The sequence below is a fragment of the Gordonia sp. ABKF26 genome (assembly GCF_041103195.1).
GTDB classification, from domain to species: Bacteria; Actinomycetota; Actinomycetes; order Mycobacteriales; family Mycobacteriaceae; genus Gordonia; species Gordonia terrae.
In genome coordinates this window covers 256,045-273,919 of the sequence record NZ_JBGCVZ010000003.1, presented here as the reverse complement: position 1 = coordinate 273,919, position 17,875 = coordinate 256,045, and the positions used below count along the sequence as shown (strand labels likewise).

Here is a 17,875-nt window from a genome sequence, read left to right as displayed (position 1 = left end):
TGATTCGGATCCCGATTTGCCGGGATCACTTGGCTGATGAGCTGCTGTCCGCGGTGTCGTCGTCGGACAGCACGACGACGCGGAGAGCGGCCCGCAGGTTGTGCGTGGTCGCCTTCCAGGTGTCGGCCTCGTGACGACAGGCATCGGCCTCCACCGAGTCCGACGCGGCGGCCGCGTCGACCGCCGAGCGCCGCCACGTGAGGTGCTGTTCTTCGCTGGTGTGGATGTAGGAGAGGATGTCGGCCTGGTTGTAGCGGCAGATCTTGGCGACCTCGCGGGCGCTCAACGACCGGCCGTCCGGGTCGAGCTCGAGCAGGGTCTGCAGGGCGTCGGGGAGCCGGCCGTCGTTCCGCGCGGTCAGGGGTGTGTCCTCGCCGACCTTGGCGATGACGGACGGTGCGCAGTCGGCGAGGAACGAGAACCACTCGGCCAGGGCCGAACTGAGGTTGTGCGGGTGGAAGACCGCGCACTCGACGGTCAGCGTCGCGAAGACCTCGTTCTCGAGCAGGTGCACGCGCACCGCCGAACCCATGGTCGGCTGGGCGGCGACGATGTCGGCGGCGCGCCGGCGGTCGGTGATGTCGCCGGCCAGGCGAGCGAAGAACTCGAGCCGCGGGGCGTCACTGCGCGGACTCAGCCACGACGAGACCGGCTTGGTGGGCAGGGCGATGTCACCGTCGGCGTCGGTCTGGATGCGGCAACCGGTGAGGTCTTCGAGCGAGCCGACGAGCAACGCGCGCAGATGGTCGGCGTCGAAGGGCTGGACCGCGACCTCGATGCGGGGTTCGGGGCGAGCGGCGGGGGAATGGTCGAGGAACGCGGGGTGCACGACCTCCCAGACCTGACGCAGCGTCAGCACCGTCACGTGCGCGAGCTGATCCACGCGGCGTCGGCCGACCTCGAAGATGTGGGTGCCGTTGCGCAGGCGCCGCCAGCCGAGAGAGGCGAGCATGGTCACGTGCTCGGCGAAGTACTCCGGGGTGGGATGCAGGTCGGTGTCGTCGATCGTGCAGCGCAGCCGACGTGAACCGGTGATCGTGAACCGCAGCGTCCCGTGGGGTCCCTCCGGGATCATCGGGTCCTGCTGGATCGTGAGGGTCTCGCCCGGCTCGAGATGCGACAGGCGATCGCCGACGTGCAAGGCGAACGTGCGCCAGGCGTCGTCGATGTTCGAGTCCACGGTGAAGTCGGTCATGTCGACTCCCTTCCTCGTGCGCTGACGAGCATGCGCATTGTGCAGCGATGTCGGGATCGGGAGCACGCTCCACCGAGCTGTTCGACGGCCGGCCCCGAACCCGCCTCGGAGTTCAGGTTAGGTGACCTGGCCGACAGACTTGGTCGGTTGAACAGACCCCGCGATGAACTCGTTGCCCGAACCGTACTCCAAGGTCGGTGACCCGGCTGAGTCAGGCACAGGTTGTCAACCGACAACGAGGAGTTGTGTCCCCAGCCTTGGGGACACGCACTCGGGCCACCGCTCAGACGCTGAGCCGCTGATGCCAGCGCAACGTCACCGAGGTCCCGTCGGGCCCGCTGGTCACGTCGGATGCGTCGCTGAGCGCCGAGATCAATGCGAGGCCGCGCCCGCGATAGGGCGACGACGAGGCATCGGATTTCCAGCGCCCCGAGTCGGTGACCGTGACCTCCAGCGATTCGTCGCGCGTCACGTGGGCGCGAACCCCGATGGCACGGGACCGTGTGGCCGAGGACTGGGCGGCGGGGGACTGGGCGGCGGGCGAGGGCGCGTCAGCGGCGTACGCGTGCTCGGCCGCGTTGGCCACGGCCTCGTAGACCGCGAGGACGATGTCGCTGCGACGTTCGGCGTCCACGTCGAGCGTCGCGTCCAGCCACCGTGTGAAGTGCTGCCGAAAGAGGTGGGCGGACTCGGGCGTGGCTGTCACCGACAGCGTCAGGCCGCCGTCCGAGTCCTCGGGGCGCGGGTGGGCCGATGAAATCCGGACCATCGGCGTCTAACCAGCCGGACGGTCGGCCAGCCCCTCTGTGGTGGTCATGGCCGTGACCGCGTCGTTCAGTGTCGGGTAGAGCACCATCGTCTGGTCGAGTCCCATCACGGTGAGGGGCCGTGTGGTCGCCGGTCCGGCGGCCACGACCCCGAACATGCCTCTCGGCGCGATGGCCTCATGGGCGGCGACGAGCGCTGCCATGCCCGCCGAGGCCAGGAATTCGGTGGTGGTCAGGTCGATGATCAGACCGTCCGGTTGCCCGCTCAGCGCCTGGCAGACCGCCTCGGACAACTGCGGAGCGGTGAGCACGTCGATGCTGCCCTCCACGGTCAGGATCACCAGCTGCTCGTGTGCCGCGGACACCACCGTCATCAGGGCGCGTCCGGCACTCAGGCCGTTGTCGTCGACGATCACAGCGTCAGGATGTTCTGCCTGCATCGGTGGTGGCCCTCTCTACGGGGGACTACAGCAGGCCGGCGTGCGGCCCCGTCCCGGCGAAACGTATGACGGCAGTTGCTCAACCGGTGCCGTCCATCGTGCCATGGGACGCCGTCGCGCCGGTACCGGGGTGAGCGAGAGATCTACCGCGCGATGAGTGACTATTTGCCGAAGAGCCGGTCGAGGAACGGGATCGTGTCGGCTTGCGACCGAACCAGTGTTCCGCTGTGGTCACTCGGATAGGTCCGGAAGGTCACGGGTTGGCCGTTGGCCGCCAGCGTCGCGGCGTACGCCGCGGTGGTGGGATACGGCACGTCGGTGTCCAGCAGGCCATGGCCCATGAAAAACGGCTTGTCGAAACCCTTTTCGGGCATGCCGAGGTAGTCGGCGAGGGTCGCCGAGAAGTTCGGCAGGCTGGTCAGCGGAGCGGAGAAGTAGTCGCCGACGGAGACTCCCCGGAGCTGCTCCTCGAACTCGCCGACACACTGTGTCTCGGCGAGCGCCACATACTTCCGGCCGGTCGGCGTGAGAATGCGATCGATGCCGAGTTCGGGGTGTGCGTATCGGAGGCCGGCCGTGATGTAGCTGAGGTAGGCGGTCAGCGCGGGTGTGATCGCCACCGGCGGTACGCCCGGGCCGGCGATCTGGACGAGGCGTTCGATGTAGGCCGGCGTACCGGTGCCCACGGCGCCGCGGTAGTCGAGTGCGGGACCGCCGAATTGCGTGGCGTAGCGCGCGGTGTAGATCGCCGCGCCGCCGCCCTGCGACTGCCCGACCGCCGCCCAGGATCGTGACAACCGCTGTGCGGCAGGCAGACTCGCGGAGAACTCGCGACCCGCCCGCACCATGTCGACGACATTGTGGGCCGTGGTCCGGCCGTCGAGGTAGGCATGCAGGCCGGGGGTGCCCAGGCCGGCGTAATCGCTGGCGACGATGGCGTATCCCTGCTGCATCCACTTGGCCAGGTACGGCAGGTCGCGCTCCGGGAGGCCTGGTCCCCGGACCGACGGCGCGCAGTCGTCGCCGATCCCGGATGTCCCGTGGGCCCAAGAGATCACCGGCCAGCCGCCGGGCGGGGCGGTGCCCTCGGGGATGAAGACGGTCCCGGTGCTCAGCGCCTTGTTCCCGAACGTGTCGGTGGTGACGTAGGTCAGGACGGTGGCGTCGGCGGACCCGGGCACCCAGAACTGCGGCGCCAGCGGGCGCGACGAGACGACCGAGCCGGTGTCGCCGAGAGTCGACGGTGAGGCGATGGCCGGACCGGTGGCGAGGGTCCCGGCCGCGCCGGAACTCCCGATCACGACGGCCGCACACGCGGCGAATGCCAGAACTTTGCGATGCCATCGAGTCACGGTCCTCACCGTACTGCGGACGAGTCCCGGTCGTCGATTCGCTCACCTATCCCGTTGCTGCGCAGCCATTTCGGTGAGCGGTACCGGATTCGGTGAGCGGGGCCGGTGGCCGCGGCAATACGCTGGGTCGGACAATCCCGACAGACAGGTGCCACGACATGGCGTTGCAGGCGGTCGACCTGCCGACTCCGGCGGAGATGCGATCCAGGTGGGCTGCCTACGCAGCTCTCCTGGCGGTACGAGGAGAACGCTGGGCGCAGGGTGCGCATGCGACGCCGGACGGGTGGCACTACGACGACGGTGGCGGCAACTGGGTCGACGTGGTGCTGGTCGGTGCCGACCGGGCGGTGCTCGTCGGCCACGATCACGAGTACTCCGAGACGTACTTCCGCGAGGGCGCCACATATTTCGGCGAGTCGGAGACCGACCTGCTCGGCGGCGCGCCGCCGTGGTGGGAACCGGCCATCGCGTCTCACCTCGAGAGGCAGCGCACCGACGGCATGTGGATCGGATTCGTCTACGGTTTCGACGGCCGATGGACCCGATCCGGTTACGACCTCGCCGACGGTTTCACCAGTGTCGGGCTGCCGTTCACCGATGACCAGAAGACCGTCGATGCGCTCGACGATCTGCTGGCGAACTGGTTCGTCGAATTGCGACTGGCGCTCCCGGCCGACATCCGTGCCCGTGTGCGGGAGATCATCGAGCCCGGGGCCGAGGTGACCGCGGCGGGTCTGCAACGGATACTCGGGCCGGCGGGCGCACACGCCGACATCCCCGGGGCAGTGGCTGCGGCGCAACGGTTCTGACGATGTCAGGTCCGACGCGCCGCACGTCCGTCACTGCGAGCGCAGCTCCCGCTTGAGCAGTTTGCCGCTCTGATTGCGGGGGAGCTCGTCGACGAACCGCACCTTCTTCGGGACCTTGAACGGCGCGATCCGGGACCGGACGTGCTCGATCAGTTCCTCCTCGGTCACCGACCGGCCGTCCCGCACCACGACGACTGCGGTGATGGCCTCGATCCACTTCTCGTCCGGCTCGCCGATGACGGCCACCTCCGACACCGCCTCATGGGTGTAGACGGTGTCCTCGACCTCACGTGAGGCGACCAGGATGCCGCCGGTGTTGATCACGTCCTTGATGCGGTCGACCACGGTGATGAAGCCCTCGGCATCGCGGGTGACGAGGTCGCCGGAGTGGAACCAGCCGTCTCGGAACGCCTCCTCGGTGGCCGCGGGGTTGTCCCAGTATCCGCGGCAGAGTTGCGGCGAACGATAGAGGATCTCGCCGGGGACCCCGGGCTCGACGTCGTTCCCGTCGGTGTCGACGACGCGCGTCTCGACGAAGAACACCGGGCGACCGCACGACGACGGCCGGTCGTCGTGTTCCTCCGGGCGCAGAACCGTTGCGAGCGGGCCGATCTCGGATTGCCCGAAGCAGTTGTAGAACTGCATGCCGGGGAACTGGTCGCGGAGCCGGTTCAGCACGGTCACCGGCATGATCGACGCGCCGTACTGCGCCTTGCGCAAGGAGGACAGATCGCTGGTGGCGAGGTCGGGATGATTGGCCAGCGGAACCCACACGGTCGGAGCGAGGAACAGCGAACCGATGCGGTCGGCCTCGACGCGCCGCAGGATCTCCGGGATGTCCGGCGTGGCCATGAGTCGGACGGTCGCGCCCACGGAGAGGTACGGCAGCATGAAGACGTGCATGCCCGCCGAGTGGTAGAGCGGCATGGCGATCAGCGGATTGTCCTCGGCCGTGAAGTCCAGCGCGATGACCGACGAGACGTACTCGCTGATCAGTGCGGCGTGGGACATCATGGCGCCCTTGGGCTTCGACGTGGTCCCCGAGGTGTACAACAGCTGCGCGAGGTCGTCACCCGAGGCCCGGGAGTCGAATGCGGCGGGCGGTTCGGATGCGGCCGACGCGAGCAGCGAGTCGTCGGCGTCACGCAACGGGACGACTGCCTCGACGTCGGCGAGATCGCCGCGGATCTCCTCGACCCGCTCGGACAGCGCGGGGTCGACGAGGACGGCGCGTGCGCCCGACTGCACCACGAGGTAGCGGAGCTCGTCACCCCGGAGCGCGTAGTTGATCGGCACGTGGACGAGTCCGGCGCGACAGCATGCCAGGAAGCCGATGACGTAGGCATCCGAGTTCGTGCCATAGGCCGCGACCCGGTCCCCCTGCTCCAGGCCGCGGGCGAGCAGGCCGGCGGCGGCAGCGGACACAGCGTCGTCGAGCTGACGATAGGTGTAGTCGCGGTCGTCGAAGACCAGCGCGGTGCGGTCGGGATGCCGCGCGGCGGACCTGCGGAGAATCCCGTCGATGCTGTTCGTGGAGGAGAGTCGCGGAGCCATACCGACGACGATACTTGGACGTCCTAGTGACACACCACCGATTGCGTGAGGTGGGTTCCGCCCATCAGGGCCAGAAGATGGTGCCGTTCAGGAAGTCCTGCGCGAACCGGCCGCCGGTCCGGTACTCCCCGCCGAGCGGAACCCCGAAGTACCCGCCCGCACCGCCGGTGTTCTCCCACTTCTGCCGGATCTGGCCCCACACGATCTGTGCGCCACCGGTCTTGGACCACGTGACGACGCCGCCCTGGAAGTCGTTGCTCCGCCCGCTGCCCGACCGGTACTCGTTGCTCACGGGGTAGCCCAGCGCGCCGCGCTCCGCGCCGGCCTGCTGCCATCGACTCCGGATCGCGCCGCCGACCTGATGCGCGGTGCCGCCGTCGGCTGCCGGGTGCCAGTAGAACGACGTGTCGCGCGAGAACGTCTGGAAACGGCCGCGCTTGGCGGCCGCGCGTTCGGGACCGGTCGGGACGCCCCACTTGAAGAACCCGCCCGTCGAGGCGTACGCCTGCTCGATCTTCCCGCCCACCAGGTGCCCGTTGATGACGCGGTCCGCATGCGCGCTCGGCGCGAACATCACCAGCGACGCCATCGCCGCCACGATCGCGACGCTCGCCAGACGTACCCGCACTCGCCTACGGGCGGATTCCGGGCGGAGGTCACGAGAGGGGCGTCGGGTCGACGTCGTCAGAGCAGACATGCGCGCGATGGTACGGACGTCCCAGGGTGCCTGCTGTTGGACAGCTCACACCCGTGGTGCGGTCACGGAGTCCCCGCAGGTGCTTCCGGGTCGGCGGGGGCGTCGGCCGGAGGCGGGCTCTCCGTGGTCGTCGTCGTGGTCGTGTCGTCGGGGAGCTCCTCGGCAGGGGTTGCGGGATCCGCGGAGCCGTCGGATGCCGGTGGCTCGGATGCCGGTGGTTCGGAAGCCGGGGCCGCCGGCGGCGCGGCGATCCAGTTCGCCGATCGGACGGTCACCGATCGCGACGCGCCGACCGCCGTCAGCGTCAGGGTCCACACCCCGGTGCCGGTGGTGGAGCCCGACACCGCAGGGCGGTGCAGCGCGGAACCGGCGACCGACCGGGTCACGCCGTCGGTGCACGAGAGCGTGACGGTACCGAGTGCGGGACCGCCGGGAACCGTACAGCCCACCGACAGCCCGGCGTCGACGAAGCTGAAACTGCCGACGACCTCCCCCGATCCACTGAACGAGGTCGGCGTCGTCGGCGTTTCGGCCGGTTGGTCGGGCCCGGGCGCGCCGGGTGCGCCGGGTTCCGTCGCAGGTCCGGGGAGCTCGGAGCCCGGGGCCTCGTAGCCGGGCTCCTCCGGGACGGGTACGTCGGAAGCCGGCACCGGGGCGTCCGGGGCCGGGGAATCCGGGCCGGGACCGGGGGTGTCGGGGGCAGCCGAGTCCGGTCCCGATGAGTCGGGGGCCGAGGAGTCCGTCGACGGCGCGCCTTCCGGCAGGCCGTCGTGCTCCTCGGCACGCTTCTCCAGTGCGGGCGCGGCCGCGGGATTGCCCGCTGCGAGGAGGCCGTTGTGCTCGGCGTCTTCGTCGGTGGCCGCCTCGAACGGGGTGTTCAACGCGGCCGGGGTGGGCAGCGGACCGGACGGTGGCGGGAATCCGCTCAGGTCGAGCAACCCGCCCGCCGGTTGCGAAAAGATCTGTCCGGTGAGGAAATTCAAGAGCTGGAGAACGTCGCCGGCGGGCGCCCTGGGGTCCGGGACCGGCGGCGCGGGGACGATCGTCGTCGACTTGCCGACCGCGGTGACGTGCTGGTTGTTGTACGCGATCCGGGCGACCGACCGGCTCTTGTAGCCCTCCCACGGCTGTCCGTCGAGTCGATACCCACCGAGCGGGGCGGCGGCCGGCGGGGCGAGCGGATTCCCGCAGGAACACATCGCGCGCGGCACGCCGGCGGAATCGACGTAGACCGCGGTGCCGCGTTCCAGGACCGACTGGAACGGGACCGCCCGGCCGGAGGTGTACGAGTGATTGGTGACCCAGGTGTCGGTCGTCAGAACCACCGGGGTCAGCGTGTTCAGGTAGTGCGGGATGTCGGCGGTATCGATGCCGTAGACCCCGGCCCACGCGCGCGCCGCCGGCGGATCGGCGAGCAGCCGGTTGCTGAGCGCGGCGGTGTCGCAGGCTGCGGCGTCGCCGGAGCCGTACAGCCCGGCGTCGGTACCGTTCACCGCGCGGCCGCCGAGGTCGGCGGCCCCCGCCGTGCCGGTGAGGGCGACATTCGCCGGCAGGTCGCCCGCCCCGGCTACGAGGACCGGATCGGTGAACGGGTCGATCCCCGGATCGTTGGCCGCGGTGAGGGTGAGGCCGGGTACGAAGATGTCCCCATCGCGCGCCTTGACGACGAAGACGATGCCCGCGGCGAGGATCAGCGCCAGGACGACGACGATCGCGCCGAGCACGAGAGTGAGGGCGCGCCGGCTGTCGGACTGCGGCGGCACCGGGCCGTACGGGTTCGACGGGTGGGACGGGGGACCGGGCGGATAGGTCATCTCGGAGCTCCTACTGGTCCACTCCTGCCGGGACGCATGCCGTGGAGTGGCGCTCCGCGGCGGCGGGGCGGATTCAGCGAGACGGCTCGCTCGCCGAGCCCAGTATCGGCGCGGCGTCTCGCGAGGAGCAAGGCTTGACCAGCATATTTACGGTGCTGAGGCGAAATCTCGACCGTTTGGACCACACCGGCGTAACGCCTCGCGCGGGTCGGCCGACACCACCCCGGTCTGCGTGAGCTGAGTCAGACCCGGCCGAACACCATGGAGTCCTCGACCTTGTTGATCCGGTGGTCGATGGCATCGCGGTAGTAGTTGTGCCGCACCTGCCAGTGACCCCGCGTGCCCGACTTCGGCAGCGCCTCCGGGGACCGTTCGACGTAACCCGCCTTGAGGTCCCACAGCGGCCGCGAACCCCATGACCTCCGAACCGAGATGGGGATAGGCATGGGTGTAGCCGTTGGTCCGCATGTACTTGACCAGGTCGGCGACGGCGCGAGCGGTCATGTCCGCGCGCAGGGTCCACGACGCGTTCGTGTAGCCGACCGACCAGGCGAGGTTCGGCACGTCCTCGATGAGGTAGCTCTTGAAGACGAATCGGTCGTGGGGTTTCACCTCGGCGCCGTCGACGCGGAGCCGGGTGCCGCCGAAGCCGAGGAGTTGGAGCCCGGTCGCGGTGACGATGATGTCGGCGTCGAGGTGGCGACCCGAGGTGAGGGTGACGCCGGAGGCGTCGAACCGGTCGATGTGGTCGGTGACCATCTCGACGGTGCCCTCGGCGATGTCGGCGAACAGATCGGCGTCGGGGACCATGCACATGCGCTGATCCCACGGGTTGTAGGTGGGATTGAAGTGGAGGTCGACCGGATAGTCCTCGGGCAGGTTCGCCACGACGTTGCTCCGGATCATCTTGCGCCCGAGCTTCGGGAACCGGTGGGTGAGGTGCACGATCGCCGCGGTCTGCGCCGCATATCGGGTGCGGATGACCTTGTGCGCGGCGTGGGGCGGCAGCAGCTTCTGCACGAGTGGCGCGAGGTATTGCTTCTGCTTGGACGAGAAGATGTACGACGGTGAGCGTTGGAGCATGGTGACGTGCTCGGCCTGCTCGGCGAGGCTCGGGATGAGGCTCACCGCCGTCGCGCCGCTGCCGATCACCACGATCTTCTTGCCTCGGCAGTCGAGGTCCTCCGGCCAGTGCTGCGGGTGCACGATCTGACCGGTGAAGTCGTCGGCACCGGCGAACCTCGGCGTGTACGGGTTGTCGTAGTCGTAGTAGCCGGTCGCGAAGATGACGAACCTGGCGCGGTAGGTCTCGCGGCGCCGGTCCTCGCCGACCTCGACCCCGAGCGTCCAGGTGTCGGTCGTCGAATCCCAGTCGGCGGTCAGGACATGCTGACCGAACCTGATCTGGTCGGTGATCGAGTACTTGGCGGCGGTGTCCTCGATGTACTCCCGGATGTCGTTACCGTGGGCCAACGCGCGCGGCTTGCGCCACGGCTCGAACGGGTAGCTCAGCGAATAGATGTCGCTGTCCGACCGCACGCCGGGATACCGGAAGAGGTCCCAGGTGCCGCCCATGCGTTCGCGGCGTTCCAGGATCAGATAGTCGGCGCCGGGATTCTGCTCTGTGAACCGGTAAGCGCAGTCGATGCCGGACAGGCCGGCGCCGATGATGATCATGTCGCGCACGGATGGCTGTGTGGCGTCGGTGTCGCTGTCGGTCACGGGGACCTCCTCGGTGGGGCTGCCTGGCGTGCTGTCATCATGCAACACTTGTCCTCAGATGTGAACGGAATCACACCGAACCGCAGGCCAGCCCGTCTGCGGTCGTCATCGAGCGAGGTCGAGGGGACGCACAGATGCCGATGGAGAAGCACACCTATTGCCGGATCTGCGAGCCGCTGTGCGGCATGATCGCCACCGTCGAGGACGACCGGCTGATCTCGCTGCGGCCCGACAAGGAGCATCCGCTGTCGAGGGGTTTCGCATGCCCGAAGGGGATCGCGTTCACCGAGATCGTCAACGACCCGGACCGTCTCCGGCACCCGCTCCGGCGACGCCCGGACGGCGAGTTCGAACAGGTCTCATGGGAGACCGCGCTCGATGAGATCGGCCGCAGGCTCGTCGAGGTCCACCAGACCTCCGGCAGCGACTCGATCGGTTGGTACTTCGGAAACCCGGCGACGTTCTCCACCGGGCACGTGCTGTGGACCGCGATCTTCATGAACCTGCTCGGCACACCGCACGTGTATTCGGCCGGATCGCAGGACGTGAACAACCGGTTCGTCGCCAGTCACTTCCTGTACGGGAACCCGCTGACCGCACCGATCCCCGACATCAATCGCGTCGACTACCTGGTGATCATCGGTGCGAACCCGGTCGTGTCGCACGGCAGTGTGATGAGCTCCCCGCGGATCCGCGAGGGTCTGAACGCCATCACCGCACGCGGCGGGTCCGTCGTCGTCGTCGATCCCCGCCACACCGAGACCGCCCGCGAGTTCGACTGGCTGCCGATCACACCCGACACCGACGCACTGTTCCTGCTGTCCGTGCTGCATGTGCTGTTCGACGAGGACCTCGCCGACCGCGACCGGCTTCGACGGCAGGCGCGGGGAGTGGGGGAGCTCGAGACGCTCGTCGCGGCCTATGCACCGGAGACGACCGCGGATCGCACCGACATCGACCCGGAGCGCGTCCGTGAGGTCGCCCGCTCGCTCGCCCGGACGGAGCGGGCGGCCGTGTACGGCCGGGTCGGGACGTCGTTGGGGCGCACCGGGACACTGACGACCGCGCTCCTGGACATGGTCAACCTCGTCGCCGGGAACCTGGACGTGCCGGGCGGGTCCATGTTCGGCGATCTGGGAATCCCCGGGCAGCGGCTGGGAGTGAGCGCGCTGCAACGGGTGTCGAGCTTCCGGTGGGCCGGACGTCGGAGCCGGGTCGGCGATCTGCCACAGGTCCTCGGGACGGCGCCGGCGTCGCTGATGGCCAAGGAGATCACCACGCCCGGCCGCGGCCAGCTGCGCGCCCTGTTCGTCAGCGCGGGCAATCCGGTGCTGTCGGTACCCAACGGCGACGAACTACGTTCGGCGTTGGACGAACTCGATCTCATGGTGTCGCTGGACATCTACCGCAACGAGACGAACGCGCGGGCCGACTACATCTTGCCGGCAACCACGATGTACGAGCGCGAGGATTTCCTGCTCCCGTTCCAGGCGCTGTTCACCACCCCGTTCAAGCAGGCGACCGAGGCGGTGATCCCCCCGCAGGGTGAAGCACGGGAGGAGTGGACGGTGATCAACGAGCTCATCGGCTTCCTCGCTCCGGAGAATGTGCTGATCCGTTCGCTACATGTCGGCAATCGGTTGGCGCGACGCATCGGTCGTCCGGTCACCCCGCGCGGGATCTCCGACCTGGTGATCCGAATGGGGTTGGGCGGGGACCGATTCGGTCTGCGTCGAGGCGGCTTGACCTACCGCCGCCTGGTCGAGGATCACCCGCATGGGGTCGTGGTCGCCGACAACCTCGCACCCGGGCAGCTGAGCAAGAATGTCACATACCTCGACGGTCGAATCCGGTTGGCTGCGCCGGAACTGATGTCCGAGATCGGTCAACTGGGCGTCGACGCCGACACGGGTTATCCGTTGTGGCTCATCGGAATGCGCGAGATACGTTCGGAGAACAGCTGGCAGCACAACGCGCCGATGCTGCTGCGCGGCGGACGGTCTCACGCGGCCCGGATACATCCGGACGATGCCACGGCACGCGGCCTGGCCGAGGGCGACCTGGCGACGGTCGCGTCCCGACACGGACGGATCTCGTTGCCGGTCACCATCACCGAGGACATCAAGCCCGGTGTCGTCGCGATTCCGCATGGCTGGGGCCACAACGGCTCCGGCGGATGGACGCAGGCGAATACGGCGGCGGAGAATGATCTGGGTGCCGGCGGAGTGAACGTCAACGCGCTCATCTCCTCCGATCCGGCCGATCTCGAGCGACTCGCGGGGATGGCCAACATGACCGGGGTGCCGATCCAGGTGTCGGCGATGTCCGAGAGTCGCCTTCAGTCGGCCGACACGGTGGAGCCGGCCCGGCACTGACCGCGCACAGCACGATTCTCACCGACGGGTCTCGTCGGTGAGAATCGTGGAAAGTGCTGTCACACAGCGGCTACGGTGAGATCACTCGCCGGCCGGGGGCATCAGCACCGTGTCGATCAGGTAGACCTGAGCGTTCGACGTGGTGACGCCGCCGCAGACGACGCCCGACTCGTTGACCTTCAGGTTGTCGCCCGAACCGGTCACGGTCACCTGCTGACCTTCGAGAGTGGTGTGCTCACCGACGATCTTGTCCGGAGCTGCCTGGCCCTCGACCACGTGGTAGGTCAGGATCTTGTTCAGCAGGGGGGCATCGGTCTTGAGCTGCTCGACGGTCTCCGGGGGCAGCTTCGCGAACGCGTCATCGGTCGGCGCGAACACGGTGAACTCGCCCTCGTTCAGCGTCTTCACGAGGTTCACCTCGGGATTCAGCTGGCCCGAAAGTGCTTGTGTCAGCGTGGTGAGCTCGGGGTTGGTGGCAGCCGCGGTGGCGACCGGCACGCTGGACATGCCGTTGACCGATGCCGGGCCCGAGGGGTTGGCCTCGGCGTATGCGGCGCAACCGGGTCCGACGAGATTGGCGGCGGGATCGGCCATCGCGCTCTCGCTCATCATGGCGCTGGATTCGGTTGCCGCGCCGGTGGTCTCGCTCGAGGTGTCAGAGTCGTCGCTGGAACAGCCGGCCATCACGCCGACGGCGAGGACCAGTCCGGTCAACGCTCCTGCTACGCGGGGAACTCGCTTGATCATCGTCGATCCAATCTGTGTTGGGGTGTCGACTGCGCCGTGCCGGCAGCCTCACAACGTCTTCGGTGCCGGGCGATCCGCGGATTGGTCAACGACGAGACTGATCGTGAAGGGCGCCTTGTCGGTCAGGCCGTCGAGGGCGTCACTGGGCCCAATCCTGGTCGGCCCAGCCCTCGGCCCAGTCCTGGCCTTCGGAGACCGCGCCCATGGTGGTCTGGCCGTCCAGCGCCTCGCGGATGATGTCCGCGTGGCCGCAGTGGTGCGCGGTTTCCCGGATGAGATGGATGATCATCGTCCGGATCGACGACCACTCGCGCTCGGGCGCCCACGGCGCGGTGGGCTGGGGAATCAGCTCGTCGAGGTTCTCGGCGTCGGCGATCACGCGATCGAGCTCGAGCGCCGCACGGTCGTACTCGGCCAGCCACCCGGCGATGGTCTCGTCGTCGCTCATCACGTACTCGGTCATGGCCTGACTCATGTCGAACTCGGCGTTCTCGTCCCGCTCGGTGATGATGCGGGCAGCGTTCTCCTCGCCGTGCGCGAGGTGCTTGATCAGGGCGCCGATGGTGAGGGTGCTGACCGTCGTCTGCTTGCGCGCGTCGGCGTCGGAGAGGCCACGCGCGGTGATCTTGAGCATGTTGCGCTGGTCCTGCAAGACGGTGAGCAGCTCCTTCTTCTCGCCGGTGACGTCGACGCTGACTTCCGCGGGGGTGTAGGTGCCCATGATGTGTCCTCTCGGTTGGTGTGAGGACCACGTTATGAGCCATAGAGGACAGGTTCGGTCCTCGTTCAGCCGAGTTCTTCCATCAGTCGTAGAAACCGACTGGAATGCGCCCAGCAGCGCGACGCCGGCGACGATATGTCGCCCGATTGGGTCTGCTGAGTGGTTTTCAGCCGGGTGGCAGAGTCCTGGTCTGAGTCAGCAAATCTGTTGAACCGGGGGCCGGCACGGGCGACCATGTCCGCATGACCTCGAACGGCGGCACCCCGACCGACGCGACTTCGCCGCTCGCGTCCCTGACGCGCAAACCCGAACGGGCCGCCGACCGTGCGTTGCTCGACGCGCTGCTCGACGAGGCGAAGGTCGGGACCCTCGGTACCGTCGTCGACGGACTGCCGTGGTCGGTGCCGATGCTCTTCGCCCGGGACGGCGATTCGATCCTGCTGCACGGTTCCACCGGGGCGGGCGCACTACGGCACGTGGCCGCCGGTGCGCCGGTGACCTTCACGGTGTTCGTCCTGGACGGCCTCGTCGTCGCCGACACCCTCTTCGACCACTCGGCGAATTACCGTTCGGCGGTGATCCGGGGCGTACTCGAAGTGTCAGCTGATGCTCAGACGGACCTGGAAGTGCTGTCGGACAAGCTGATTCCCGGACGTGTGGCCGAGGTTCGGCCGACGACCCGCAAGGAGCTGGCGGCGACCGTCGCCCTCCGGTTGCCGATCGCCGACGGTCAGTGGATCGCCAAGGCACGGACCGGTGGGCCGGGCGGGGAGTCGACGGACTGGACCGGGGTGGTCCCGGTACGAACGGTGTACGACGCCCCGCTCACCCACAGCGGAGAGGTGCCGCCCGATTCGGTACGGGCGCTGGTGGGCCCGTCGCCGTCGACCGAAGCGGGCGAGTGACGGAGAAGCGCAACCAGCGGATAGGGGTGTGATCCGCTGGTTGCGCGTCCGGTGACCGCGGCGGGCCGGGCGAGGTCGTCGAAGCCCGGCCGACGGGGTCGGTCTGGGCGCGGCCGGGCTCGGTGGGCCGCGCAACCGGTTCATCGCTCCCGCGCGGTGGCGCCGTTACGCGCCCGAGCGACTCATCTCTGGCGGAGCAGGAACCGCTGGATCTTGCCGCTGGGTGTCTTGGGCAGGGCGTCGACGAAGTGCACGGTGCGCGGGTAGGCGTGCGCCGCGAACTGCGTCTTGACCAACTGCTGGAGCTCGGCCTCGAGAGCGTCGGAGCCCTCGACCCCGTCGGCGGTGACGACGAAGGCCTCGAGGACCTCACCGCGGAGTTCGTCCGGGCGACCCACGACGGCGACGTCGACGACCGACGGGTGGGTGATCAGGACGCTCTCGACGTCGAACGGGCCGATCCGGTATCCGGCCATGATGATCACGTCGTCGTCGCGTGCCGTGAAGAAGTAGCGACCCTCGTCGTCGACCCGGCCGGTGTCGCCGGTCAGGTACCACCGCCCGTCCGGCGAGAACCGCTGCTTGGTCTTCTCCGGTGCGTCCAAGTAGCCCTCGAACCACATCAGCGGGCTGGCCGGGACATCGATGGCGATCTGGCCGTCGACGATGCCTGCGGCGAAGCCGGGCATCGGCTGACCCATCGAACCGGGCACGAGGGTCTCGTGCACCGACTCGTGCCAGTGGTTGTTGATGAACATGCCGTGTTCGGTCTGGCCGTAGTGGTCGCGGACCTCGGTGCCGATGGCGCGGAGCGCCCAGTCGATGACGTCGGGGGTCAGGGGCTCGCCGGCCGAGGACGCCCGGCGCAGCGAGAACCCGGAGATGCGCGAGTCCTTGCTGAGTGCGCGGTACACGGTCGGCGCGGCCGCGAAATTGGTGACACCGAGGTCGCCGAGGATCTTCGCGGTCAGCTCGGGGGTGAAGCCGGCGTGCAGCAGGAGGTTGCGCCTGCCGGCGGCCAGCGGACCGAGCACGCCGTAGTAGAGGCCATAGGCCCAGCCGGGGTCGGCGGCGTTCCAGAACACGTCGTCGGCGCGGACATCGAGGCCGAAGTGCATGTAGGCGACGAACGAGGCGAGCGCCTTGACCGGGACCGGAACACCCTTCGGCGCCCCGGTGGTGCCGCTGGTGAAGAGCAGGATCAGGGTGCCGTCGCCCCCGACCGCCACCGACTCGGTGACCGGTTCATGCGAGGAGATGAGTTCCTCGAACTGCTCGCCGGCGATCACCGTGGTGATCCCGTCGATGCCGGCGAGTTTGTCCGCCTGACTCGGCTCGGTGATGACGACCTTCGCGTCGCCGGCCGCCAGGCGCATCTCGATCGCGGGTGTGGCGAACGCGGTGAACAGCGGGATGTAGATCGCGCCGAGTCGGGCGATCGCGAGGAGCGACACGACGAGTTCCTCGCGTTTGCCCATGAGGACGCCCACCGTGTCGCCGCGACCGACGCCCATCTCCGCGAGAGCCGCGGCGAGTCGCTTGGACCGCTCGGCGAGCTCGCCATATGTGATGTCGGTGGTGACCGGGCGAACACCGCCGGACTGCTGATCGCCGGTCTGCTCGACCTCGATCACGGTGAAGGCGATCGCGTCGGGATCGTGACCGTCGACGAGCAGCGACGCGGCGTCGGCGTCGGGCGCCCCGTAGATTCCCAACCAGCGGTCGACCATGTCGACGGGCTTCGTGGTGGCCTGTGTCATCGTGAACCTCGCTCCGTACTGAGTAAGCTGAGTCACAGTGTCCTCCGCGACATGCCCCCGGAACACCCCCTGAAGAGGGGGAGAAGTGAGGTGAGATGCCCGAGCCGCTGAGCGGGATCGTCACCGAGGCGTTGCGTCGTGTGCGCAGGTCCAGCGGGGTGCCGCTGGCCTTCGCGGGCGTCCTCAGCGGTCCGTCGAACCTGCGCCTGCAGCATTTCGCCGGATCGACGGTGGGAGCGTTGAACGGCGTGTCGGTCGACGTCGGCCACGGTCTGGGCGGCAAGGTCGTCTCGCTGAACCGCCCGATGGTCGTCGACGACTACCTCCGCACCCCACGCATCACCCATCGCTACAACACGATCATCGAGCGGGAGGGACTGCGCGCGATGATGGCCGCGCCGGTGATCGTCGACCGCTCGCCCGTCGCGGTGCTCTACGGCGCGTTGCACACGCCGGACCCGATCGGCGGACGGATGCTCGACGTCCTCGCCATGGAGGCGCGCACCGTCGAACACGAGATCGTCGCATCCCGCGCACGTCTGGAGCACGCCGCTCAGGACGAGGCCGAGATGCGCGACCGGATGACGGCGGCCTACGCCCGACTCCGATCGCTGGCCGACACCGTCGACGACGCCCGGCTCGCCGATGAACTCGCCGCGATCACCGAGGTCCTGGTTGCCGCGAACCCGGTGGCGCAGACACAGGTGGACCTGACCGGTCGGGAGCAGGACGTGATCTCCCTTGCCGCACTGGGTTACTCGAACGCCCGGATCGCCGAGACCCTCGGCGTCACCGTGTACACGGTGAAGGGCTACATGAAGGATGCGATGCGCAAGCTCGGGGCGTCGTCGCGACTGGAAGCCGTGGTGACCGCCCGCAGCGCCGGCCTCCTGCCCTGACGGACTCCACTGAGTGAGGAGCGCCCGGAGCTTGCGGAGGGCGCGTCACCCTGCTCCCTGAGGAGCGCCCGGAGCTTGCGGAGGGCGCGTCACGAAGGGTCTCGCGACCCCGGTCGGA

General features: G+C 68.6%; 14 protein-coding genes and 1 pseudogene. 4 read left to right on the top strand and 11 right to left on the bottom strand.

The genetic code is table 11. From position 1 onward, the window contains the following. Positions 1 to 25: 25 nt before the first annotated feature. From AB4Z55_RS01720 to AB4Z55_RS01705, 4 genes are all read right to left on the bottom strand, one after another. Positions 26 to 1,195 (bottom strand): hypothetical protein, encoded by a 1,170-nt coding sequence (locus AB4Z55_RS01720; RefSeq protein WP_369519006.1) that lies wholly within the window; start codon positions 1,193 to 1,195, stop codon positions 26 to 28. Positions 1,196 to 1,478: 283 nt separating this feature from the next. After that, the gene (locus AB4Z55_RS01715) at positions 1,479 to 1,964 is read right to left on the bottom strand and encodes an ATP-binding protein (RefSeq protein ID WP_004019696.1); all 486 of its coding nucleotides are present in this window, start codon (positions 1,962 to 1,964) and stop codon (positions 1,479 to 1,481) included. Positions 1,965 to 1,970: 6 nt separating this feature from the next. Next, complete coding sequence (locus AB4Z55_RS01710; protein WP_369519005.1) at positions 1,971 to 2,402, bottom strand: STAS domain-containing protein; 432 nt, start codon at positions 2,400 to 2,402, stop codon at positions 1,971 to 1,973. A 161-nt stretch (positions 2,403 to 2,563) separates the two neighbouring features. Then, entirely contained in the window at positions 2,564 to 3,763 is a 1,200-nt protein-coding gene (locus AB4Z55_RS01705; protein ID WP_369519004.1) for a prolyl oligopeptidase family serine peptidase, read from the bottom strand. A 149-nt stretch (positions 3,764 to 3,912) separates the two neighbouring features. On the opposite strand from AB4Z55_RS01705, the gene AB4Z55_RS01700 reads away from it, so the two are divergent. Continuing rightward, a complete protein-coding gene (locus AB4Z55_RS01700) occupies positions 3,913 to 4,563 on the top strand; it encodes a hypothetical protein (RefSeq protein WP_248644249.1) in 651 nt (216 codons plus the stop codon). A 30-nt stretch (positions 4,564 to 4,593) separates the two neighbouring features. Here AB4Z55_RS01700 and AB4Z55_RS01695 read toward each other — a convergent pair whose 3' ends face one another. From AB4Z55_RS01695 to AB4Z55_RS01680, 4 genes and pseudogenes are all read right to left on the bottom strand, one after another. Continuing rightward, positions 4,594 to 6,117 carry a fatty acyl-CoA synthetase gene (locus AB4Z55_RS01695; RefSeq protein ID WP_354563436.1) on the bottom strand — a complete coding sequence of 508 codons (1,524 nt, stop codon included), beginning with the start codon at positions 6,115 to 6,117 and terminating at the stop codon, positions 4,594 to 4,596. Positions 6,118 to 6,181: 64 nt separating this feature from the next. Next, the gene (locus AB4Z55_RS01690) at positions 6,182 to 6,814 is read right to left on the bottom strand and encodes an LGFP repeat-containing protein (protein ID WP_064571445.1); all 633 of its coding nucleotides are present in this window, start codon (positions 6,812 to 6,814) and stop codon (positions 6,182 to 6,184) included. Positions 6,815 to 6,876: 62 nt separating this feature from the next. Further along, positions 6,877 to 8,628, bottom strand: a complete 1,752-nt coding sequence (locus tag AB4Z55_RS01685) for a DUF6777 domain-containing protein (protein ID WP_354563437.1) — start codon at positions 8,626 to 8,628, stop codon at positions 6,877 to 6,879. A gap of 242 nt (positions 8,629 to 8,870) precedes the next feature. Further along, positions 8,871 to 10,305, bottom strand: a pseudogene (locus AB4Z55_RS01680) (flavin-containing monooxygenase). 179 nt (positions 10,306 to 10,484) lie between these two features. Between AB4Z55_RS01680 and AB4Z55_RS01675 the strand changes: the two are divergent. Continuing rightward, positions 10,485 to 12,725, top strand: coding sequence for a molybdopterin-dependent oxidoreductase (locus AB4Z55_RS01675; RefSeq protein ID WP_369519003.1), 2,241 nt, complete (start codon positions 10,485 to 10,487; stop codon positions 12,723 to 12,725). Positions 12,726 to 12,806: 81 nt separating this feature from the next. On the opposite strand, the gene AB4Z55_RS01670 is transcribed toward AB4Z55_RS01675, so the two are convergent. Continuing rightward, complete coding sequence (locus AB4Z55_RS01670) at positions 12,807 to 13,472, bottom strand: fasciclin domain-containing protein (protein ID WP_004019684.1); 666 nt, start codon at positions 13,470 to 13,472, stop codon at positions 12,807 to 12,809. A gap of 139 nt (positions 13,473 to 13,611) precedes the next feature. Then, entirely contained in the window at positions 13,612 to 14,193 is a 582-nt protein-coding gene (locus AB4Z55_RS01665) for a DinB family protein (RefSeq protein ID WP_058253408.1), read from the bottom strand. 242 nt (positions 14,194 to 14,435) lie between these two features. Here AB4Z55_RS01665 and AB4Z55_RS01660 point away from each other — a divergent pair, with 242 nt between their 5' ends. Beyond that, entirely contained in the window at positions 14,436 to 15,098 is a 663-nt protein-coding gene (locus AB4Z55_RS01660; RefSeq protein WP_248644254.1) for a pyridoxamine 5'-phosphate oxidase family protein, read from the top strand. A gap of 182 nt (positions 15,099 to 15,280) precedes the next feature. Here the strand turns inward: AB4Z55_RS01660 and AB4Z55_RS01655 are convergent, their stop codons facing one another. After that, a complete protein-coding gene (locus AB4Z55_RS01655; RefSeq protein WP_078111944.1) occupies positions 15,281 to 16,858 on the bottom strand; it encodes an AMP-binding protein in 1,578 nt (525 codons plus the stop codon). 95 nt (positions 16,859 to 16,953) lie between these two features. Between AB4Z55_RS01655 and AB4Z55_RS01650 the strand changes: the two genes are divergently transcribed. Next, positions 16,954 to 17,757, top strand: coding sequence for a LuxR C-terminal-related transcriptional regulator (locus AB4Z55_RS01650; protein ID WP_004019679.1), 804 nt, complete (start codon positions 16,954 to 16,956; stop codon positions 17,755 to 17,757). Positions 17,758 to 17,875 lie beyond the last annotated feature (118 nt).